Source organism: Aeromicrobium sp. YIM 150415 (assembly GCF_016918125.1).
In the GTDB taxonomy this organism is placed as follows: domain Bacteria; phylum Actinomycetota; class Actinomycetes; order Propionibacteriales; family Nocardioidaceae; genus Aeromicrobium; species Aeromicrobium piscarium.
Genome location: NZ_JAERWM010000004.1, coordinates 1 through 21324 on the forward strand (window position 1 = coordinate 1; position 21324 = coordinate 21324).

Sequence of the window (21324 nt, forward strand, 5' to 3'; positions counted from 1 at the left end):
GGGGGGGGTGGGGCTGTGTGGTGGGGCGGGGGGGGGGGCCCCGCGGGGGGGGGGGGGGGGGGGGGGCGGCCCCCCCCCACGCCACCAGCGATCGTCAGCTGCGCTTGACCGACAGCGACAGATTGTTGAGCGACAGGCCACCGAGCGTGACCGCATAGGCCTTCGCCGAGATGTTGTTCAACGTCGACTCGCCGCTCACCAGGGAGAAGCCGGTCGCGTCATAGCCCGAGGCCTGACTCGTGTCCGAGAAGCCGGACTGCGACTGCGCCTGGCCCAGGGTGACGTTGTTCAGGCTGGCGCCGTTCGGTGTGCGCAACGTGGCGGCATTCAGCGCGACATTGCCGAGGCCGATATTGCTGTCCGTCGAGGCGATCTCCAGGTGGACGCCCTGCACGAGCGGCAGGTTCACCGTCGGGCTCTTGACCGTCAGGCCGTCGGCCCGCGCGTTCTCGGTCTCGGCGAAGATCGTCTCCTTGCCCGTATCGGCATCGCCGACCTGCGTCTGCCCCGGACGGACCTTGAGCGCATCGGCGCTCAAGCTGGTGTCCAGATCGAAACCACCGGCCGATGAGATCGTGGCCGCGACCATGCCCTGCACGATCGCGATCCCCAGACCGACGCTCGCAAGCGTGGCCGGCACCGTGATGGCCGCGAACCGCCCAAGGCGCGCGCGACCCATTCCCTCTGTCTTCATCTATATCTCCCTCTGACCACTCGTCCCTCAACGAGCGGTGGTGTCGCCCTACTGGCTACTCCCTCAGTGACCCAGATCACGAGGCGACGGTCTGAGTGTAGGCATAACTCGGAGTTGCAGTCCACTGGAATCGTGATTTCCCCCACCCCGACTACAGTGGTGCCGCCCGACGAACCCCGAGGACCCCATGCTTTCTTCCTATGAACGCGGCATCGCCGCCATCCGCGTCCTCGGCATCACTGCGCTCATCGGGTTCTTCCTGCTGGCCGTCGGTGCCGTGGCCGCGCTCGCCTTCTCGGTGCAGGTGAAGGGCACCAGCATGAATCCGACCCTCACCCACGGCGACCGTTTGCAGGCGCAGTTCTGGAACCGGTCCAGCATCGAGCGCTTCGACCTCGTCGAGACCCGCACGCCCGAGGATGTCGCGATCGTCAAGCGCGTCATCGGGATCCCCGGAGACACGGTGACCGTGGAGTCGACCGCTCAGGTGCCGGTCGTGACCGTGCGACCGGAGGGGGAATCGGTCGCCTACCGCGTGGCGAACCCGGAGTGGGACGACCAGCCGGGAGGCGGGATGTGCTGCACCGTCGAGGGCAGGGAAGGCGGCACGGGCGAGTTCGTCGTGCCCGAGGACGAGTACTGGCTGGTCGGCGACAACTGGGGCGCCTCGGAGGACTCTCGCGTCTACGGGTTCTTCGCGGCCGATGCCATCGAGGCCAAACTCAACTTCAGGATCCTGCCTCTGGGTCGCTTCGGCTCCGTGCCCAATCCGGCCTCGCTCGTCGCCGCTCCCTGAGCGTCCCGGGCGCGACGACCAGAACGTCCATGGTCGGTGGCAGACTCGGCCTGTGACCGACTCCTCGTCCCCCGACGCCACCACGACCCCCGCCAACCCTTGGCCGGCGCTGTGGGCCATGGTGATCGGCTTCTTCATGATCCTGGTCGACACCACGATCGTCTCGGTCGCGACCCCCGCGATCCGCTCGGCGCTGCAGACCGACTACAACACGGTCATCTGGGTCACGAGCGCCTATCTGCTCGCCTACGCCGTGCCCCTCCTGATCACCGGCAGGCTCGGCGATCGCATCGGCCCAAAGAACGTGTATCTGGTCGGTCTGGCGCTGTTCACGCTGGCATCGCTGTGGTGTGCGGTCACCACCACGATCGAGATGCTGATCGTCGCGCGGGTCTTCCAGGGACTCGGTGCCTCGATGATGACCCCGCAGACCATGGCGGTCATCACCCGCACGTTCCCCCCGGAGAGCCGCGGCCGCGCGATGGCGCTGTGGGGTGCCACGGCCGGCGTCGCCACGCTCGTGGGCCCGGTGCTGGGCGGTGTCCTGGTCGACTCCGCGGGATGGGAGTGGATCTTCTTCGTCAACGTGCCGGTGGGGATCATCGGCTTCGCCCTGGCCTGGAGGCTGGTGCCGCGGCTGGAGACCCATGCGCACTCCTTCGACTGGGTGGGCGTCGTGCTCAGCGCCGCCGCGATGTTCCTCATCGTCTTCGGCATCCAGGAGGGCGAACGCTACGACTGGGGCCAGATCACCGGTATCGTCTCGGTCCCGGCTCTCATCGCCCTCGGCCTGGTGGTCGGCGCGATCTTCCTGTGGTGGCAGTCCCGGGTCCGTCGTGAGCCGCTCGTCCCGTTGCAGCTGTTCCGCGAGCGGAACTTCTCGGTCTCCAATGCGGCGATCTCGATGGTGTCCTTCTCGGTCACCGCGATGTCATTCCCGTTCATGTTGTGGGCCCAGACGGCTCGCGGCTGGTCCCCTACCGAGTCGGGGATGCTGCTGATCCCCATGGCCGTCGTCACGGCCGCGATGGCGCCGATCGTCGGCCGTTGGACCGATCGTGTCGCGCCGCGGCTGCTGGCCTCGATCGGGTTCGGCGTCTCCGGCGGGTCGATCCTGTTCATGAGTCAGACGGTGACTCCCGATAGCCCGGTCTGGCTGATCCTCATCGCCACCGCTCTGGTGGGCTTCGGCAATGCCTTCTTGTGGTCGCCGCTCGCCGCGACCGCGACCCGCCGGCTGCCGATGGCGTCGGCGGGCGCCGGGTCCGGGGTCTACAACGCGACCCGCCAGATCGGCGCGGTGCTCGGCAGCGCCGCCATCGCCGCGGCGATCTCCAGCCGCCTCGCGGCGCATCTCCCCCAGGCGGCCAGCGCTGGTGCCGAGGGCGCGGGCCCCACCGCGCTGCCTCCCGAGGCCGCCGAGCCCTTCTCCACCGCAATGAGCCAGGCCCTCCTCGTCCCCGCCGCGGCCTTCCTCCTCGGTCTCCTCATCGTCCAGTTCTTCCCCCGCCCCCGCTGACCCTCCGGGTCCAACTTTTGCCGGCTTGTGGCCCTCAGGCGGCTGCAGAAGGGGCCACAACCCGGCGAAGGTTGTTCGGCGAGAACCAGCGATCCCACATGACGGACATGACCGGAGCCGAGCCGAGGTACCCCTGATCTCGTAGCGCATGGAAGACCCTCCATGGAATGCTCCGAGGATCCCGAAGGTCGCCGTCGTAGATCACGACCACGGTCCAGCCAAGACGTTCGAGCCGCTCGCGGCGGTCCCGATCGTGTTCGCGCTGCCGGGCGGACCGTTCGTGCCAGTAACCGTCGTACTCGACGGCGACTCTCCAGGCGCGATATGCCAAGTCGACTCGGGCAACGAAGATGCCATCGGCGCCGAAGACCCGTACCTGACTTTCCGGCTCGGGCAGCCGTGCCATCACGAGAAGCACACGTACCCAGGATTCTCGCGGCGATTCCGCCCCTTCGCGCACCCAGCGCAACGCCCGGCGAGCTTTTCGCACTCCGCTGAGATGTCGCTCTTCGGCGTATTCGACGAGCCTCTGGAGCGTGGTGAGCCTCTGTTCGATGAGCCAGTCGCCGACGACGACGAGCCACGGCCAGCTGAGCTTGGTCGCAAGGTCGACGAAGGTCCGTTCCGGGCTCGTGATCAGGAGCCCGTGTCGCTCTCGCACCGCGATCGACGCGAGTCGCCGGTGGCTGGCGATCCGGGGATGTTCGCTGTCCCAACCGGTACGCGTCGAGACATGGATTCGGCCGTCCGATGGCACATCGAGTCCCCAGAGAGCGAGCGCCGTGTGGTGGGAGATCACGGCTCCAGACGGCGCGGCGAGTAGCGCCGCGCGCGCCCAGACCAACACGGTGAGGACGAGGTCAGCGCTGACGTACACACCGCGCAGCAACCGGCGCAGTCGTGACGATCTCATCTGTTTCGGTGTGAGCCCGGCGGCAAGCGCCTCAGCGCGGGTGAAGGGACCGCCAGCCAGTTCTACAGGGAGTTCCATCCTTCGAGAGTCGCCCGCGTCCGACGGTTCGACCAGACCCCGTGGAACGATTGTGGATGCTCATCTCTCGAGATGATCCCTGTGGACGACAGAGAAATGCCGGGGTGTGGGGCCGGTGCCCCGCCGGAAAGGGGGCCCACCCCGCCCAAGATTTGCCCCGGGGGGGCTCAGAGGGTGGCGAGGGCCTCGTTCAGGGTGGCGCTGGGACGCATCACCTGGGTGGCCTTCTCGACATCGGGCTGGAAGTAGCCGCCGAGGTCGACCGGCGAGCCCTGCACCTCGAGCAACTCGGCGTTGATCTGCTCTTCCTTCTCGCGCAGCGTCGAGGCGAGCTCAGCGAAGGCCTGCGCCAACGGAGCTTCCTCGGTCTGCTTCGCGAGCTCCTCGGCCCAGTAGAGCGCGAGATAGAAGTGGCTGCCCCGGTTGTCGATCTCGCCGACCTTGCGGCTGGGTGACTTGTTCTCGTCCAGGAAGGTGCCGGTGGCGCGGTCGAGGGTGTCCGCGAGGATCTGCGCACGAGCGTTGTCCGTCGTCTGCGCGAGGTGCTCGAAGCTCGACGCGAGGGCGAGGAACTCACCCAGGCTGTCCCACCGCAGGTGGTTCTCCTTGACCAGCTGCTGCACGTGCTTGGGAGCCGAGCCGCCCGCACCGGTCTCGAACAGACCGCCGCCGGCGATCAGCGGAACGATCGACAGCATCTTGGCGCTGGTGCCGAGCTCGAGGATCGGGAACAGGTCGGTCAGGTAGTCGCGCAGCACATTGCCGGTGACCGAGATGGTGTCCTCGCCCTTGCGGATGCGCTCCAGCGAGTACGCCGTGGCCAGCTCGGGGCTGAGGATCTGGATGTCCAGGCCCTCGGTGTCGTGCTCGGGCAGATAGGCGTTGACCTTCGCGATGAGGCTCGCGTCGTGGGCGCGGCTCTCGTCGAGCCAGAACACCGCCGGATCGCCCGTGGCGCGGGCGCGGGTGACGGCGAGCTTGACCCAGTCGCGGATCGCGACGTCCTTGGTCTGGCACGCGCGCCAGATGTCGCCGGCCTCGACATCGTGCTCCATGAGCACATCGCCCGCGGCGTTCAGGACGCGCACGGTGCCCGCCGACTCGATCTCGAAGGTCTTGTCGTGACTGCCGTACTCCTCGGCCTTCTGCGCCATCAGGCCGACATTGGGCACCGAGCCCATCGTCGACGGGTCGAAGGCGCCGTTGGCTCGGCAGTCCTCGATCACGGTCTGGTAGACGCCCGCATAGGAGCTGTCCGGGATGACCGCGAGGGTGTCGTGCTCCTCATCGTCGGCGCCCCACATATGGCCCGAGGTGCGGATCATGGCGGGCATGGAGGCGTCGACGATGACATCGCTCGGCACGTGCAGATTGGTGATGCCGCGGCTGGAGTCGACCATCGCGAGCTCCGGACCCTCGGCGAGCGCCGCATCGAACGCGGCCTTGATCTCCGCGCCATTGGGCAGCTTCTCCAGGCCGGCGTAGATGCCGCCGAGACCGTCATTGGCCGAGAGGCCGGCGGCCTTGAGATCGGCACCGTACTGCTCGAAGACGGGAGCGAAGAAGGTCTTGATGACCTGGCCGAAGATGATCGGATCGGAGACCTTCATCATGGTCGCCTTGAGGTGGACGCTGAACAGCACGCCCTCGGCCTTGGCGCGGGCGATCGCGTCGGCGAGGAAGGCCCGCAGGTACGCGGCCTGCATGATCGTGGCGTCGACGACCTCGCCCTCGAGCACCTTCAGATCGTCCTTGAGGACGGTGGTGGTGCCGTCGGCGGCCTCGTGCACGATCCGCAGCGCGTCATCGGCGGGCAGTGTCACCGACTGCTCGTTGGCCTTGAAGTCGTGCTCGCCCATCGTGGCCACATTGGTCTTCGAGTCGGCGCTCCAGGCGCCCATGCGGTGCGGGTTCTTGCGGGCGTAGTTCTTGACCGAGGCGGGGGCTCGTCGATCGGAGTTGCCCTCGCGCAGCACGGGATTGACGGCGCTGCCCTTGACCTTGTCGTAACGGGCGCGGATGTCGCGCTCCTCGTCCGTGGTCGGCTCGTCCGGGTAGTCCGGCAGGTCGTAGCCCTGGGACTGCAGCTCGGCGACGGCGGCTTTGAGCTGCGGGATCGAGGCCGAGATATTCGGCAGCTTGATGATATTGGCCTCGGGGCGCTTGGCCAGCTCGCCGAGCTCGGCGAGGGCGTCGTCGACGCGCTGTTCGGCCGGCAGACGGTCCGAGAACACCGCGATGAGGCGCCCGGCCAGCGAGATGTCGCGGGTCTCGACCTCGACACCGGCGGTAGCCGCGTACGCGGAGATCACCGGCAGGAAGCTGTGGGTGGCGAGGGCGGGGGCCTCGTCGGTGTGCGTGTAGATGATCGTCGATTCGCTCACGGCCCCAACCTACCGCGCATCGAGGCCGCGACCGTCGCTGGCGTGCTCCTGAACGCGCCGAGAGCGGATGTCCTTACCAGAATCCGGCGGCGGTGAGAACGCTGTCCACAGGGCGGACAGGCGTCTCAGAAGTGCGCCAGGCCCCTAACGTGAGGGCTCGTCAGGATCTCCGAAAGCCCAGAAAGGCACCTCGATGACTTCTCGGTACCGTCGCCGGTTGGCGGCTGCAGCGGCCCTCGCCTCGCTGATCGCGACGGCCGCATGCGCGCCTTCGGGAGCCGGCGGCAGCGCCGATGCCGATGCCACGTCGCTCTCGCTGGTCGGGTTCGCGGTGCCGAAGGCCGGCAACAACGCCGCGCAAGCGGCCTTCGCCGAGACCGACGAGGGCGCCGGTGTCAGCTGGAAGGAGTCGTACGGCGCCTCCGGCGATCAGAGCCGTGCCGTCGCGAGCGGACTCGACGCCGACTACGTGCACTTCTCCGTCACCCCCGATGTCACCCGACTGGTCGATGCCGGCCTCGTCGACGAGTCGTGGGACGACGGACCGAACAAGGGCATCGTGACCGACTCGGTGGTGGTGCTGGCGGTGCGCGAGGGCAATCCGAAGAACATCCAGGGCTGGGACGACCTCGCCCGCGACGATATCGGCATCGTGACGCCCAATCCCGGATCGTCCGGAGCCGCGCGCTGGAACATCCTCGGCGCATGGTTGCACATCGTGGGCCAGGGCGGCTCGCAGGAGGAGGCGGAGGCCTTCCTGGCCGACGTGCTCGACAACGTGCAGGCATTCCCGGGCAGCGGACGCGACGCGACGCAGGCCTTCCAGAGCGGCACCGGCGATGTCCTCATCTCCTATGAGAACGAGGCCATCCTCGCGCGGCAGAACGGCGAGCCGATCGAGTATGTGGTGCCCGAGGACACGCTGCTCATCGAGAATCCGGCGGCCGTTCTCACCGATGCGGACCCCAAGGCTGAGGCCTTCCTGGACTTCGTGCTCACGCCCGAGGGACAGACCGAGTACGTGAGCAAGGGCTTCCGCCCGCTGCGCTCGGTCGACGGGGTCGAGGTCGGCGAGGTCGAGGGCGCGATGGATCCGCAGAACCCGTTCCCGGACGTCGCGACACTCTTCACCATCGACGACGACCTCGGCGGCTGGGACGAGGTCAACAGCACCTTCTTCGACGAGAGCGAGGGCATCATCACCCGGCTCCAGACCGCCGCGGGACTGAACTCGTGACGATCGAGCAGCTCGACCCGGCCGCGACGGCGCGCACGCGTCGTCGCGGCCGGGCGTCGTCCACCCTCGACCGGCCTGCGGCGATCGGTCTGGGGATCGGCGTCACGTGGTTCAGCATCCTGGTGCTGATCCCGCTCGCCCTCATCGCCTTCCAGGCTGCCGGTGGCGGCTGGGCCGTCTTCGCCGAGACCCTCGGCAGCTCCCAGACGGCGGCAGCCATCTGGCTCACGGTCCGCCAGGCGCTGCTGGTGACGGCGCTGAACGTGGTCATGGGCACGCTCATCGCCTGGGTCCTGGTGCGCGACGACTTCCCCGGCAAGCGGGTCCTCGAGATCATCATCGACATCCCCTTCGCGCTGCCCACCATCGTCGCGGGCCTGGTGCTGCTGAGCCTCTACGGACCGGCGAGCCCGCTCGGGATCGACGTCTCCAACACCTCCCACTCGGTGTTCCTGGCGTTGCTGTTCGTGACGCTGCCCTTCGTGGTGCGGGCCGTGCAGCCGGTGCTGATGGAGCTGGAGCCCGAGGTGGAGGAGGCCGCCGCCTCGCTCGGCGCCAGCACCTTCACGACGTGGCGGCGCATCATCCTGCCCAGCCTGACCCCCGCCATCGCCGCCGGGGCGACGCTCTCCTTCGCCCGTGGGATCAGCGAGTACGGCTCACTCGTGCTGCTCTCGGGCAATCTGCCCTTCGAGTCCGAGGTCGCCTCCGTACGGATCTTCACCTATATCGAGAACGACAATCCGGCCGCCGCCTCGGCGGTCGCCGTCATCCTGCTCGGCGTGGCGCTCGCGGCGATCGTGACGCTCAATCTGATCTCGAGGCGGGTGGCCCGTCGTGACTGAGCTCTCCACCGTGCGCCGGCCACGACGTACCCGGGCGACCTATGTTCGCCGGGCGATCGTACTGGCCTATCTGTTCTTCCTCGTGGTCTGGCCGGTCTCGCTGGTGGTGATCCACACCTTCAGCGACGGCAACCATCTGGTCGCGGCGCTGCAGGACCCGGTCGTGATCTTCGCCCTGCAGATGACGGTGGTCGTCGCCTTCTGGGCCGTGGTCATCAACACCGTCTTCGGCGTCGGCATGTCGTTGCTGCTGGTCCGCTACGAGTTCCCCGGCAAGGGAGTGCTCAACTCCCTGCTGGACCTGCCGCTGTCGGTCTCCCCCGTCGTCATCGGCCTGGCGCTCCTGCTCGCCTACGGTCCCCGCGACGGTGCCTTCGCACCGGTCCTCGGCGCGATCGACTTCCAGGTGATCTTCTCGGTGCCTGGCATCATCATGGCGACCGCCTTCGTGAGCCTGCCGCTGGTGATCCGCGAGGTCGTGCCGGTGCTCCAGGAGGTCGGCACCGAGCAGGAGCAGGCGGCGCGCTCGCTCGGCGCGGGCGGCTGGCAGACCTTCCGGCGCATCACGCTGCCCTCGATCCGGTGGGCGCTCGTGTACGGCGTCGTGCTGAGCCTGGCCCGGTCGCTGGGCGAGTTCGGGGCCGTCAAGATCGTCTCGGGCAATATCACCCAGCAGACCCAGACCGCCACCCTCGTCGTGGAGGACAAGTACCTGGAGTTCGAGCGCGGCGCGGCCTATGCGACGAGCTTCCTGCTCACCCTCATCGCCGTGGCGGCCCTCGTGATCGTCACGATCCTGCGACCCAAGGAGAAGAAATAGACATGGGCATCGAGATCAGCGGGATCAACAAGAACTTCGGCGACTTCGTCGCGCTGCGCGATATCGACCTGACGATCCCGAGCGGCGGGCTGACGGCGCTGCTCGGCCCCAGCGGCGGCGGCAAGTCGACCCTGTTGCGCATCATCGCCGGCCTGGAGACGTCCGACAGCGGCTCGATCGAGATCGAGGGCCAGGACACCACCCGGGTGCCCGCCCAGCGCCGCAATGTCGGCTTCGTCTTCCAGCACTATGCGGCGTTCAAGCACATGTCGGTGGCCAAGAACGTGGCCTTCGGGCTGGAGATCCGCAAGCGTCCCAAGGCGGAGATCAAGCGCCGGGTGGACGAGCTGCTGGAGCTCGTCCACCTGGAGCAGTTCGCGCATCGGCTGCCGGCTCAGCTCTCGGGAGGCCAGCGTCAGCGGATGGCGCTCGCCCGGGCACTCGCGATCGAGCCGAGCGTCCTGCTGCTCGACGAGCCCTTCGGCGCACTCGATGCCAAGGTCCGCAAGGAGCTGCGCGACTGGCTGCGCCGGCTGCACGACGAGGTGCACGTGACGACGGTCTTCGTCACCCACGATCAGGAGGAGGCCCTCGAGGTCGCCGACAGCATCGTGGTCATCAACGAGGGGCGCATCGAGCAGGTCGGCACCCCCGATGACCTCTACGACAAGCCGGCGAGCGAGTTCGTGCTGAGCTTCCTCGGCCCGGTGACGACCCTCGGCGACCGGCTGATCCGTCCGCACGATATCGAGATCTCACGCCTGGAACAGGCCGCTGTCGTGGACGGACCGATCACCCGGTGGACGCGGATCGGCTTCGAGATCCGGCTGGAGGTCACCCCGACCGATCCGCGCTACACCCAGCCGGTGCAGGTGACCGTGACGCGCAGCGAGGCGACCGCACTCGATCTGCATCACGGCGACCACGTCTGGCTGCGTCCCTCGGTCGGCGCCCAGTCCATCACCGCCTGAGTCCAGCCTGTCGCGTCGCGCTCACAGCTGTTGCCGGGTTGTGGCCCTTTCCTGACTCGCACGAGGGCCACAACCCGGCAAAAGCTGGACCCGGAGGGTCAGATGGGGCCGGGGTCAGCGGCGGGTGCGGCGCTCGAGGGCGACGGCGATGAGGACGACGACGAGTCCGCCCGCCGCCAGTCCGGCACCCACGAGGCTCGGCGCGCGGTAGCCGTAGCCCGCGGCGATGACGATGCCGCCGAGCCACGCCCCGAGACCATTGGCGACATTCAGCGAGGAGTGGTTGAGCGCCGCCCCGAGCATCTGCGCATCACCCGCGGCGTGCATGAGGCGGATCTGCAGCCCCACCGCGACGATGCTGCCCAGAGCACCGATCGCGAACACCCCGATGGCCGTGAAGACGGGCTGGTCCATCACGGCGTAGAACCCGACGAGCACCGCGACGCTCGCGACGAATCCGCCGACGATCTGCCGCACGTTGTCCCAGTCGGCGAGGATCCCCGCCAGCCAGGTGCCGACGACCGAGCCGATGCCGAAGGCCAGCAGGAACCACGGGATCGTCGTGCGGCCGAGGCCGGCGACATCGGTGACGATCGGGGCGATATAGGAGTACATCGCGAAGATGCCGCCGAAGCCGATCATGCCCGCCGCGACGGCCAGCAGCACCTGCGGGCGCTTGAGCGCCGCGAGCTCACGGCGGATCGTGGCCTCCGGCGTGCCCGGCACGCGCTCGACGAAGCGCCAGATCAGCACGGCGGTCAGCAGCGAGACCACCACCACGAAGACATAGGCCGATCGCCAGCCGAAGTGCAGGCCGAGCCAGGCGCTCAACGGGACACCCGCGACCGTGCCCGCCGACAGGCCCATCATGACGCGGCTGACCGCCCGCCCCTTCATCGACGCGGGCACCATCGACGCGGCCAGCAGCGAGGCCACCCCGAAGTACGCGCCGTGCGGGAGCCCCGCGATGAACCGGGACACCAGCACCGGCAGATAGCCGGAGGCGAGCGCGGTGAGGCCGTTGCCCACCGCAAGCGCCACTACGAGACCGATGGCCAGCTCCCGCTTGGGCAGCTTGGCACCGAGCGAGACGATCAGCGGAGCGCCGACCACCACGCCGAAGGCGTAGGCCGTGATGATGTGGCCGGTCGTAGGGATCGAGCGATCGATGCTGTCCGCGATGTCGGCGAGCAGGCCCATCGTCACGAACTCCGTCGTGCCGATGGCGAAACCGCCCAGCGCGAGGGCGATGATCGCGAGGCCGAGATGGGTCGGGCGCCGGGTCTGAGTCATCGAGGTCACGGAAGATGCCAACGTGGCATCCGGCTCATCTGTTCCGTGATCGGGGCGGTCCGGCGGGCGATGTGGGCACTGTCATAGTCACAGCTTCTCGACCGGCGCGTAGCGCAGCAGCAGCCGCTTGACTCCCTGCGATCCGAAATCGACGCTGGCCACCGAGTTCTGGCCCGAGCCGTCGAGGGAGACGACCGTGCCGAGCCCGAAGGTGTCGTGGGTGACCCGGTCCCCGGGCTCGAGGGCGACGATGTCCCGGGTGGCGCGCTTGGACCGGGCGGCCACATTCGCCGAGCGGAACGAGCCGCTGTCCCGCCGCGCGGAGGCCGAGGGAGTGCTCGGCGTCCACTGCGTGGCCGGCGAGCCGAGCCGTCGCCAGTCCATGACGTGATCGGGCACCTCGTCGAGGAAGCGCGACGGAGGGTTGTAGGCCGGCGCCCCCCAGGCCGATCGCACCGAGGCACGCGTCAGATAGAGCCGCTCGCGGGCGCGGGTGATGCCCACATAGGCGAGGCGTCGCTCCTCCTGGAGCTCCTTGGCGTCGCCCATCGACCGCATGTGCGGGAAGACGCCGTCCTCGAGGCCGGTGAGGAACACGACAGGGAACTCCAGCCCCTTGGCCGTGTGGAGCGTCATGAGGGTCACCACCCCCTCGCCGTCATCGGGGATGGCATCGGCATCGGCGACGAGGGCGATCTGCTCCAGGAACGCCGACAGGGATCCGGGGGTGAGATCACCGGCATCGGTGTCCTCAGGGGCGGCCTCGGCGTCATCGGCGAGCGTGGCGGCACCGGCCACGAACTCCCGCGCGACGGCGACCAGCTCGGCGAGGTTCTCGACGCGGGTCTCGTCCTGTGGATCGCGGCTCTCCTCCAAGACCGTGAGATAGCCGGTGCGCGTGAGCGCGGCCTCGATGACGGCGTCCGCGGGGGCGCCGGAGTCGGCGAGCTGCCGCAGCCCGTGCATGACCTCGGCGAACTGCCGGACGGCCGTGCGCGAGCGGGTGGCGAGGTCGTCGATCTCGTCGACCCGGCCCATCGCCTCCCAGAAGCTGATCTGCCGCCGCTGCGCGAAGCGATCGAGGGCGCTCTCGGCCCGGTCGCCGATGCCGCGCTTGGGCTCGTTGAGGATCCGGCGCACCGAGACGTCGTCGCGGGGATTGGCCAGCGCGCGCACATAGGCCAGTGCGTCCTTGACCTCCTTGCGCTCGTAGAACCGCACCCCGCCGACGACCCGATAGGGCAGACCGACGCGGATGAACACCTCTTCGAAGACCCGTGACTGAGCGTTGGTGCGGTAGAACACCGCGACATCCTTGGGCTCCGCCGTGCCGTCATCGGTGAGCCGGTCGATCTCATCGGCGATGAACTGGGCCTCGTCGCGTTCGTCGTCGGCGACGTAGCCGACGATCTGCTCGCCATCGCCCTCGGCGGACCACAGCTTCTTGTCCTTGCGGTCCTCGTTGCGGCTGATGACGGCATTGGCGGCGGTCAGGATGGTCTGCGTGGAGCGGTAGTTCTGCTCCAGCAGGACGGTGTGCGCATCGGGGAAGTCGGACTCGAACTCCAGGATGTTGCGGATATTGGCGCCGCGGAAGGCGTAGATCGACTGATCGGAGTCGCCGACCACCATCAGATCGGACTCCGCATCGCACAGCTCGCGGATCAGGGCGTACTGCGCGTGGTTGGTGTCCTGGTACTCGTCGACGAGCACGTGCCGGAAGCGGCGCCGGTAGGCCTCGCGGACCTCCGGCCAGGCCTGGAGCAGATGGACGGTGTTCATGATGAGGTCGTCGAAGTCCATGGCATTGGCCGCCTGCAGCCGCTGCTGGTACAGCGCATAGCACTCGGCGTATTGCTGCTCGGTGGGCGTCTGCGCGCGGCTCGCCGCCGCCTCGTGATCGACGAGCTCATTCTTGAGATTGGAGACGTGGTTGAGCACCGCGCGCGGATTGACCTTCTTGGGATCGAGGTCCAGGTCACGGCAGACGAGGGTCATGAGCCGGCGGGTGTCCGCGGCATCGTAGATCGTGAAGGACGAGGTGAAACCGAACTTGTCGGCCTCACGTCGCAGGATCCGCACGCAGGCGGAGTGGAAGGTGGACACCCACATCATCCGCGCGCGACCGCCGACGAGCTCGGCGACCCGCTCGCGCATCTCGGCAGCGGCCTTGTTGGTGAAGGTGATCGCCAGCACCGACCCCGGATGCGCGCCGCGCGCGGCGATGAGCCAGGCGATCCGCCGCGTCAGCACGCGGGTCTTGCCCGATCCGGCCCCGGCCACGACGAGGAGCGGACCGCCGGTGTGGGTCACCGCCTCGCGCTGGGCGTCGTTGAGGCCCTCGACCAGTCGGTCCGAGGTGGTCACACGGGGGCCGCGTTCGGGGGCTGGCGAGGAGGGCACGGGGAACGGCAGAGTCATCGCCTCCAGACTAGTGGCTCGCGCTGACGATCCCGTGCTCGATCGGTCTCCGCGCCTAGCTCACTGGAACCAGGCCGATGATTCCGGGAGGTGGTCGGCATCGTTACCACCGACGCAGCACAATGGAATCATGGAATGGACGATCGACTCCGACGCGACGGCTCCGCCGTTCGAGCAGCTGCGTCAGCGGATCGCCGAGGCCGCGGCCTCCGGTGAACTGCCGGAGGGAGAACGGCTCCCCACGGTCCGGGCCCTGGCGGAGACGCTCGGGCTCGCGGTCAACACGGTGGCCCGCGCCTATCGCGAGCTCGAGGCGATGGGCGTGATCCGCACCGAGGGACGCCGCGGCTCCTTCATCGCCAGCACCACGCTGACCCACGACGACACCCGCAACGCGGCCATCGCCTTCGCCAAGTCCGCGCAGAGCCGCGGCATGGGTCGGGCCGAGGCCGTCACCCTCTTCGAGAGCGTCTGGTGACCTCGCGAACCCGTTGAGTGTGGGGTGCCCCCATACTCAACCGGTTCTGGGTTCGTTCCGCTGAGGGTGGAAGGCTCCGCCGACGGCGGAAGGGGCTTCGTTCCGCCGCCTGAGGGACTCACAGTGAAGACATGACCGATGAGAAGAACCCTCGATTGTTCGGCGAGAGCACGCGCCGGGAGCTGTACCAGCAGCGCGTACTGGTGCTGGACGGGCAACTCGACGACGACAACGGAACCCTCCTCGCCACCCAGTTCATCACCCTGGCCGCCGAGAGGCCGGGAGCGGAGATCGCTCTGTGGATCCATTCCCCCGGCGGCTCGGTCCCGGCGATGCTCGCGATCCGCGATGTCATGCGGATGGTCCCCTGCGACGTGTCGACCTTGGTACTGGGAATGGCGTGCAGCGCCGGGCAGTTCCTGCTGTCGGCCGGAAGTCGCGGCAAACGGCGGGCACTCCCCCACTCGCGCATCTTGATGCATCAGGGCTCAGCGGGTATCTCGGGCACCGCCGTCGACCTCGAGCTCCAGGCCGAGGACCTGCGTCATACCCGCGACACGGTGCTCGGACTGATCGCCCAGGACACCGGACAACCGATCGAGCGCGTGTTCAACGACTCCCTGCGTGACCGCTGGTATTCGGCCCAAGAGGCACTCGACTACGGCTTCGTCGATGAGATCGCGGGCAGCTTCGACGCGATCTCTCCGACGCAGCCGCAGCCGCTGGGCCTGGCAGCGGGAGCGAGACGATGAGCAGTTACCCGATCCCGAATGTCATCACCCAGAACCCGCGCGGCGAACGGATCATGGACGTCTACTCCCACCTGCTCACCGAGCGGGTCGTCTATCTGGGCACCGCGATCGACGCCGGGGTGGCGAACGCCCTCGTCGCCCAACTGCTGCATCTCGAGGCGGACGATCCCAGCCGCGACATCCAGCTCTATATCAACTGCGAGGGCGGCGATCCGAGCGCGATGCTCGCGATCCAGGACACCATGCGTTACGTGCGGCCCCGCGTCGCCACGACCTGCGTCGGCCAGGCGATCTCCGTCGGTGCGGTGCTGCTGGCCGCCGGGGCTCCGGGGGCACGGGCCGCTCTGCCCCACGCGCGGATCGTGCTGCATCAGCCGGCGGCACAGGGACGCGGCCCTATCCCCGACCTGATCCTGCAGGCCGACGAGGTGGTGCGGATCCGCACGGACATCGAGAGGATCCTCTCGCGGCACACCGGCCAGGATGTCGCGACGCTACGCACCGACACCGACCGCGACCGGGTCTTCACGGCCGAGGCCGCCCGCGACTACGGACTCATCGACACCGTGCTCGCGGAACGGGACGGCTGACGGCGCTGCCGCGGAGCACCCCGGGCAGGTTCCGGCGGCGGTAGCTGGTCAACCTTTCCTCGCTGGCAGCGGTAGCTGATCAACGTTATCGAGCCCCGATGACGTTGATCAGGTACCTCAACCGGGGAGGGAGACGTTGACAACCTACCGCCCCGGCTGGGCGCGCATCGGTCGCTAGGCGGCCAGGGCGAAGGCACCACGCTGGGCGCCGCGCGCCGTGCCCGCCACGGGAGCGCTCAGCTGCCGGGAGACCTCGACGGTGAGGTCGAGCAGCGTCAGCTCCAGCGCCCCGGCCACCGCCGCGATCATCTCGCTCGACGGCTCCTTGATCCCGCGTTCGATCTCGGACAGATACTGCAGCGAGATGCCCGCGCGCCGGGCGACATCGCCGAGGGTCTCGTCGCGACGTCGACGTTCGTCACGCAACCGCGCGCCGAGCGCCTCGCGCCAGAGCGGCTCGCGCGCCGCCGCATGATCAGGGGACGATGGAGTTTCCGGCATGCTTCATCGTAGGCCGGTCCTGTCGCCGGCCTTCGCGTCTTCTGCCGACAGCAGAATCACGCGCCGAACTCGAGCGGTGGGCTGCGCACCCCTGCCCACCCGGGGCGGTGGGTTACGCACCTCTCGAGGTCGGTGAGAGGTGCGCAACCCACCGCCCTGGGAAGCGAGAGGTGCGTAACTCACCGCCCCTCACAGCCGCGCGGACGAGCCTTCGGGTCAGATGAGGCGGCGGTCGCTGGCCCAGCGAGTGAGCTCGTGGCGGCTGGAGAGCTGAAGCTTGCGCAGCACATTGGAGACATGGGTCTCGACCGTCTTGATCGAGATGAACAGCTCCTTGGCCACTTCCTTGTAGGCGTAGCCGCGCGCGATGAGGCGCATGACCTCGCGCTCGCGCTCGGTGAGCCGGTCCAGATCCTCGTCGACATGGGCCACGGCGATCGTGCCGGCGAAGGCGTCCAGGACGAAACCGGCCAGCCGCGGCGAGAACACCGCGTCGCCCGCCGCGACCCTCTCGATGCCGTCCACCAGCTCATCCGCGGCGATGTTCTTGGTGACATAGCCGCGCGCTCCCGCCCGGATGACACCGATCACGTCCTCCGCCGCGTCGCTCACCGACAGCGCGAGATACGTGGCGCCGGGCGCCTGGGCGATGACCTCCGGGCCTCCCCCGCCGGGCATGTGGACGTCGAGCAGCACGACGTCCGGACGATGGTCGGCGATGACCCGCACCGCCGAGGGGACGTCCTCGGCCTCCGCGACCACGCGGACCCGCCCCGCTCCCACGCGTTCGAGCTCGGCGCGCACGCCGGACCGGAACATCGCGTGGTCATCGACGACCACGACTCGCAACTCATCCATCCTCGTCCTCCTCGGCCGGATCGTCCCACGGCATCGTCAGCACGATCTCCGTGCCCTCCCCCGGTGTGCTCTTGACCGTCGCCTCGCCGCCGTGGCGACGCATCCGTTCCACGATCGATCCGCGGATGCCCTGCCGGTCGTCGGCGACGCCGTCGGGATCGAAGCCCACTCCGCGGTCGCGCACGAAGACCTCGCCACGGTCGGCGGCGAACTCGGCGTAGACGTCGACGCGCTCGGAACCGGCGTGCTTGGCGGCGTTGACCATCGCCTCGCGAGCGGCACGGACGAGCGCGACCGCGTCCGCCGACAGCGGGTGATCGCCGACCGCCACCAGCTCGACCGCCACGCGATGCGTGGTCTCGACGTCCTCCGCCTCGGTGCGCAACGAGCGCACCGCCGTGCCGTCACCGGGCATCTCGTCGCCGTACAGCCAGGTCCGCAGCTCGCGTTCCTGCCGCCGCGCCAGCGTGGCGACCGTACGAGGGTCGGCCGCGTTCTTCTGCAGCAGCGCGAGGGTCTGGAGCACCGAGTCGTGCAGGTGTGCGGCCATGTCCGCGCGCTCCTGGGAGCGGATCCGTTCGCGCCGCTCGCTCTCCAGATCGTGCCAGAGGCTCCCGATCCACGGGCCGAGGATGAGTCCGATTCCCAAGACCGCCACCACCACGGCGGCGACGAGATCGAGGGTGGCGTTCCAGCCCCGGCCTTCGGAGATGACGTAGACGGCGGCGAGCCCGACGAGGCCGAGGCCGGCGGCGATACGCGCCCAGTAGCCGGCACCTCGGGTCTGTCGCAGCCAGGAGCTCCAGGTGGCGTCGTCGAGCTGGCGCCAGATCAGGGCGACGCCCAGGGCGCCGGCGAGCACCGGGATCAGCAGGCGGGAGGACACACCGCCGCCGAGAATCGAGATCAGCGCGAAGACACCCAGCCCCACCGCGCCGATCGCGACCGTCTGGGCGATCTCGCGGGCGGAGGTCCGTTCCGCACCTCGCATGCCGGCCCGTGTGGCTGAGGCGATGCCGGGGGTGTCGTCGGGTGAGGACAGCGGCAGGAAGCGCCAGAGCAGCAGATAGCCGATGATCCCGGCCGCGTTGAACCACGTCGCGACCACGAACCCGATCCGGATCCACAGCACCGGCACGTTCAGATGGTCGGACAACCCGGCCGCGACGCCTCCGACGATCCGCCGGTCGACGGGCCGCGTCGCTCGGGGATGCGGCGGGGCGGCGGAGGTGGTCACGGCACCAAGCCTCACACGCGGCCGCGCGAGCGCGCCACCAGGGACGACCCCGGCATCGCCCTGACACGACACCGGGAGGAATCAGGGAAACACCCGATGGTCGGCGGAGCGCCGGACGGCCACGATGGAGACATGAACGATCAGGACACATCGACGCCGCGGGACGCGTCCTCGCCGCCACGCCGACTCCAGGACTTCGAGAACGCACGCCGACCGCGCTCGGATCGGATGATCGCCGGTGTCTCCACCGGCATCGCCCGCTGGCTCGGCATCGATCCGGTGATCGTGCGCGTCGGCTTCGTCGTGCTCACCCTCGTCGGGCTGTCCGGCCTCGTGCTCTACGGGGCGTGCTGGCTCCTCATGCCGGAGGAGGGCAAGGACCGCAGCGTGTTGGGCGAGATGTTCGGCCTCGGCGAGAACGAGAAGCAGGTCCGGATGGTGGGCCTGGCGATCGCGGGGGCGATCGCCATCGCCGCGATCCTCGGCGACAGCGCCTGGGGACTCGGCGGCTGGGCCTGGGTGACGCTCTGGGTGATGTTCTGGGTCGCCGTCCCCATCGCCCTGGTCTACTGGTTCGTCTCAGGACGGCACCGGCGCGGCACCCAGGCCTCGCCGCCCCAGGGGACTCCGTACGGTCCACCGGCTCCGGGGGTCCCGTACGGCCCGCCGAGTCCAGGCTCACCGCCGTTCGCCGCGACCCCGTCTCCGGCCGGACATGACTCCGTCACCACGACGCTCGGGCCAACCCCCGCCGGTGGCTCGACCGAGAAGACGGCCGATGAGTCGGGCGATGACGGCATCGCTTCGGACGACGAGGACGATGGCGCACAGCCGCCCACGTCCGGGCCTCCCCTCATGCACGGTCCTCCCCCGCCCCCAGGGCCTCCGCGGACTCCCTGGTCGCCGGCTCTGTTCCTCGGCACCGTCTCGCTCATCCTGCTCGCCTGGGGTGGCCTGTGGCTCTGGTCCGAGCAGGTCGCGAATGTCGTTCCCGAGATCTACGCGCTCACCGGCTTGGTCCTCACCGCTGTGGGCCTGCTCGTGGGCAGCAAGATCGGCAATGCCGGACTCCTCGTCCCGGTCGGTCTCGTGTTGTGCGTCGTTCTCGCGGCGACGTCCGCGCTGCCGAATGCCCGTGCCGGCGACTTCACCTTCACCCCGACATCGGTCGGCCAGGCCACCCGCGCGATCGACACCGGCGCCGGCCAGGTGACCTATGACCTCACCGATGTCTCGGTCCCGGACGATCTCGCCGGGGAGTCCGTGGAGATCGATCACGGGCTCGGCCTGGTGCGGGTCGTCGTACCCCGCGATCTCGACGTCCATGTCGATGCCGCCATCCGCTGGGCGGGCCAGGTGAAGGTCTTCGAGCGCACCGCCGACGGCTGGAGCCCGCATCTCGACTACGGCGACCCCGGGTCGGATGTCTTCCACCTATCCATCAACAGTTCGGCCGGAGCTATCGAGGTGATCCGACGATGAACATCCATCCCTTCCGGGTGACACCCTTCGTGTTCGGCGTGCTGTTCTTGCTCGTCGCGGCAGGATGGACAGCACTCGAGTACGACGTCATGACCGGCGCTCAACTGCGGCTCGCCGGACCGATCGCCCTCATCGTGATCGGCCTGATCGGCGTGGCCCTGACCTTCAGGAGGAGAACATGACCGCTAAGAAGCTCACCCGCTCGACCCAGGACAAGTGGCTCGGGGGCGTCTGCGGCGGCATCGCCGCCTACTTCGGCTGGGACGCGACGCTCGTGCGACTGGTGGCTCTCGTCGCGGTCCTCGTGACGCTGCCGGTGAGCGTCGTGGCCTACATCGTGGCCTGGGTGATCATGCCCCAGGAGCCGGCGACCCCGTGGCAGACGGGGACCGACGCTCCCAGCGGTCCCGTGCAGTGATCGCACGGGCGGTGGAGTCGCTGAAGACGCCATCGACACCCGCGTCGTAGAACGCGAGGTACTCGGCCAGGGCATCGCCGTGATCGGCGGGGCCCTGGCCGTTCCTCAGGTCGGCGGGCAGGAAGTGGTTCTCGTCGCGGAGCGTCCACACGTGCACGGCCAGACCGAGATCGTGGGCGTCGCCGACGAGCGCCGTCGGGGCCGCGAGCCGATCCTCGGCGTCACGCGCGATCACCAGGCTCTTGTGGGCTCCGACTCCGTCGGCGTACTCCGCGATGAAGGCGAGACCGGCAGCGGAGGCGAGGAAGGCGTAGTCCCGGGAGTCTCCCGCGAGCACATGGTCGTACGGGGCGCCGCCGTGTTCGAGGAGCTGGATGAGCGGCAGCGAGGTCCGCGAGCGCAGCCAGCGCAGATTGCCCGGCTCCATGGACTGGATGATGACGGGGAACCGGGGTCGCTCGGTGTCGAGATCGCGGCCTCGTAGCGTGGACAACAGCAGGTCGGTGATGTCGTATCCGAGCGCGTTGAAGTACGTCGGGTGCTTGGTCTCCGGGTAGATGCCGAGGCGCGGCTCCCCGGGCCCGCGACGCGCGTTCTCGGCCTCGGCGATGTCGATGACCTGCTCGAAGGTGAGGATCGTCCCCGTCAGGCCGAGGTTGCCCGGACGCACCTCCGGGATCCGCTCGCGGGTGCTCAGCGACCTGAGTTCCTCGAGTGTGAAGTCCTCGCTGAACCAGCCGGTGACCGCCACGCCGTCGACATCCTTCGTGGTCCTCCGGTCGGCGAAGATCGCGCGGTCGGCGACATCCGTCGTCGAGGAGAGCTCGTTCTCGTGACGGACGACGAGCACGCCGTCCCGGCTCATCACGAGGTCGGGTTCGATGTAGTCCGCTCCCTGCTCGATGGCGAGCTGATAGGACTCGGCGGTGTGCTCCAGTCGCGCACCGGGAACCCCTCGGTGCGCGATGACGATCGGCGCGCTCACGGCCCCCACGCTACGGAACGGACGTGAGCCCGCGGCAACGCCCCTCCGCTGG

Annotated in this window: 21 protein-coding genes; 12 read left to right on the top strand and 9 right to left on the bottom strand. The window is 68.8% G+C overall.

The features are described 5' to 3' along the window. Positions 1-94: 94 nt before the first annotated feature. Positions 95-694 (bottom strand): DUF6230 family protein, encoded by a 600-nt coding sequence (locus JL108_RS01640; protein WP_205196606.1) that lies wholly within the window; start codon positions 692-694, stop codon positions 95-97. A gap of 187 nt (positions 695-881) precedes the next feature. Here JL108_RS01640 and lepB point away from each other — a divergent pair, with 187 nt between their 5' ends. Beyond that, positions 882-1490, top strand: a complete 609-nt coding sequence (gene lepB / locus JL108_RS01645) for a signal peptidase I (RefSeq protein WP_205196607.1) — start codon at positions 882-884, stop codon at positions 1488-1490. A 52-nt stretch (positions 1491-1542) separates the two neighbouring features. After that, positions 1543-3009, top strand: coding sequence for a DHA2 family efflux MFS transporter permease subunit (locus tag JL108_RS01650; protein WP_307837150.1), 1467 nt, complete (start codon positions 1543-1545; stop codon positions 3007-3009). A gap of 34 nt (positions 3010-3043) precedes the next feature. Here the strand turns inward: JL108_RS01650 and JL108_RS01655 are convergent, their stop codons facing one another. Beyond that, a complete protein-coding gene (locus JL108_RS01655) occupies positions 3044-3922 on the bottom strand; it encodes a DUF559 domain-containing protein (protein WP_205196608.1) in 879 nt (292 codons plus the stop codon). 245 nt (positions 3923-4167) lie between these two features. After that, the gene (locus JL108_RS01660; protein ID WP_205196609.1) at positions 4168-6384 is read right to left on the bottom strand and encodes an NADP-dependent isocitrate dehydrogenase; all 2217 of its coding nucleotides are present in this window, start codon (positions 6382-6384) and stop codon (positions 4168-4170) included. A 217-nt stretch (positions 6385-6601) separates the two neighbouring features. On the opposite strand from JL108_RS01660, the gene JL108_RS01665 reads away from it, so the two are divergent. From JL108_RS01665 to JL108_RS01680, 4 genes are read left to right on the top strand one after another with little or no spacing between them, the layout of a single operon-like run. Continuing rightward, entirely contained in the window at positions 6602-7621 is a 1020-nt protein-coding gene (locus JL108_RS01665; protein ID WP_240190510.1) for a sulfate ABC transporter substrate-binding protein, read from the top strand. Beyond that, a complete protein-coding gene (cysT, locus tag JL108_RS01670; RefSeq protein ID WP_307837151.1) occupies positions 7618-8466 on the top strand; it encodes a sulfate ABC transporter permease subunit CysT in 849 nt (282 codons plus the stop codon). Before JL108_RS01665 ends, cysT begins: the two co-directional genes overlap by 4 nt. Further along, a complete protein-coding gene (locus JL108_RS01675; RefSeq protein WP_205196611.1) occupies positions 8459-9286 on the top strand; it encodes a sulfate ABC transporter permease in 828 nt (275 codons plus the stop codon). Before cysT ends, JL108_RS01675 begins: the two co-directional genes overlap by 8 nt. 2 nt (positions 9287-9288) lie before the next feature. Continuing rightward, entirely contained in the window at positions 9289-10257 is a 969-nt protein-coding gene (locus JL108_RS01680; protein WP_205196612.1) for a sulfate/molybdate ABC transporter ATP-binding protein, read from the top strand. A gap of 114 nt (positions 10258-10371) precedes the next feature. Here the strand turns inward: JL108_RS01680 and JL108_RS01685 are convergent, their stop codons facing one another. Together JL108_RS01685 and pcrA are read right to left on the bottom strand one after the other, a co-directional pair. Then, positions 10372-11550 carry an MFS transporter gene (locus JL108_RS01685; RefSeq protein WP_205196613.1) on the bottom strand — a complete coding sequence of 393 codons (1179 nt, stop codon included), beginning with the start codon at positions 11548-11550 and terminating at the stop codon, positions 10372-10374. Between the two features lie 87 nt (positions 11551-11637). Next, positions 11638-13971, bottom strand: a complete 2334-nt coding sequence (gene pcrA / locus JL108_RS01690; protein WP_205196614.1) for a DNA helicase PcrA — start codon at positions 13969-13971, stop codon at positions 11638-11640. 130 nt (positions 13972-14101) lie between these two features. Here pcrA and JL108_RS01695 point away from each other — a divergent pair, with 130 nt between their 5' ends. The 3 genes from JL108_RS01695 (at position 14102) to JL108_RS01705 (ending at position 15791) form a co-directional block, all read left to right on the top strand. After that, the gene (locus tag JL108_RS01695) at positions 14102-14449 is read left to right on the top strand and encodes a GntR family transcriptional regulator (RefSeq protein ID WP_143911344.1); all 348 of its coding nucleotides are present in this window, start codon (positions 14102-14104) and stop codon (positions 14447-14449) included. Between the two features lie 131 nt (positions 14450-14580). Beyond that, entirely contained in the window at positions 14581-15201 is a 621-nt protein-coding gene (locus JL108_RS01700; protein ID WP_205196615.1) for a ClpP family protease, read from the top strand. After that, positions 15198-15791 carry a ClpP family protease gene (locus JL108_RS01705; protein WP_205196616.1) on the top strand — a complete coding sequence of 198 codons (594 nt, stop codon included), beginning with the start codon at positions 15198-15200 and terminating at the stop codon, positions 15789-15791. The genes JL108_RS01700 and JL108_RS01705 overlap by 4 nt, the downstream gene beginning before the upstream one ends. 174 nt (positions 15792-15965) lie before the next feature. On the opposite strand, the gene JL108_RS01710 is transcribed toward JL108_RS01705, so the two are convergent. The 3 genes from JL108_RS01710 to JL108_RS20370 form a co-directional block, all read right to left on the bottom strand. Then, positions 15966-16292: a helix-turn-helix domain-containing protein gene (locus JL108_RS01710; RefSeq protein ID WP_205196617.1), complete on the bottom strand. Its 327-nt coding sequence runs from the start codon at positions 16290-16292 to the stop codon at positions 15966-15968. Positions 16293-16508: 216 nt separating this feature from the next. Continuing rightward, on the bottom strand, positions 16509-17150 hold the full coding sequence (locus JL108_RS01715) for a response regulator transcription factor (RefSeq protein ID WP_143911340.1): 642 nt from the start codon (positions 17148-17150) through the stop codon (positions 16509-16511). Next, positions 17143-18387, bottom strand: coding sequence for an ATP-binding protein (locus tag JL108_RS20370; RefSeq protein WP_205196618.1), 1245 nt, complete (start codon positions 18385-18387; stop codon positions 17143-17145). The genes JL108_RS01715 and JL108_RS20370 overlap by 8 nt, the downstream gene beginning before the upstream one ends. A 132-nt stretch (positions 18388-18519) precedes the next feature. Here JL108_RS20370 and JL108_RS01725 point away from each other — a divergent pair, with 132 nt between their 5' ends. The 3 genes from JL108_RS01725 to JL108_RS01735 are packed head-to-tail and all read left to right on the top strand — an operon-like array spanning position 18520 to position 20287. After that, on the top strand, positions 18520-19869 hold the full coding sequence (locus tag JL108_RS01725; RefSeq protein WP_205196619.1) for a PspC domain-containing protein: 1350 nt from the start codon (positions 18520-18522) through the stop codon (positions 19867-19869). Then, positions 19866-20051 (top strand): hypothetical protein, encoded by a 186-nt coding sequence (locus tag JL108_RS01730; protein ID WP_143911337.1) that lies wholly within the window; start codon positions 19866-19868, stop codon positions 20049-20051. The genes JL108_RS01725 and JL108_RS01730 overlap by 4 nt, the downstream gene beginning before the upstream one ends. Next, complete coding sequence (locus JL108_RS01735; RefSeq protein WP_143911336.1) at positions 20048-20287, top strand: PspC domain-containing protein; 240 nt, start codon at positions 20048-20050, stop codon at positions 20285-20287. Before JL108_RS01730 ends, JL108_RS01735 begins: the two co-directional genes overlap by 4 nt. Here the strand turns inward: JL108_RS01735 and JL108_RS01740 are convergent. After that, positions 20220-21272 (bottom strand): glycerophosphodiester phosphodiesterase, encoded by a 1053-nt coding sequence (locus tag JL108_RS01740; RefSeq protein WP_205196620.1) that lies wholly within the window; start codon positions 21270-21272, stop codon positions 20220-20222. The genes JL108_RS01735 and JL108_RS01740 overlap by 68 nt on opposite strands. Positions 21273-21324 lie beyond the last annotated feature (52 nt).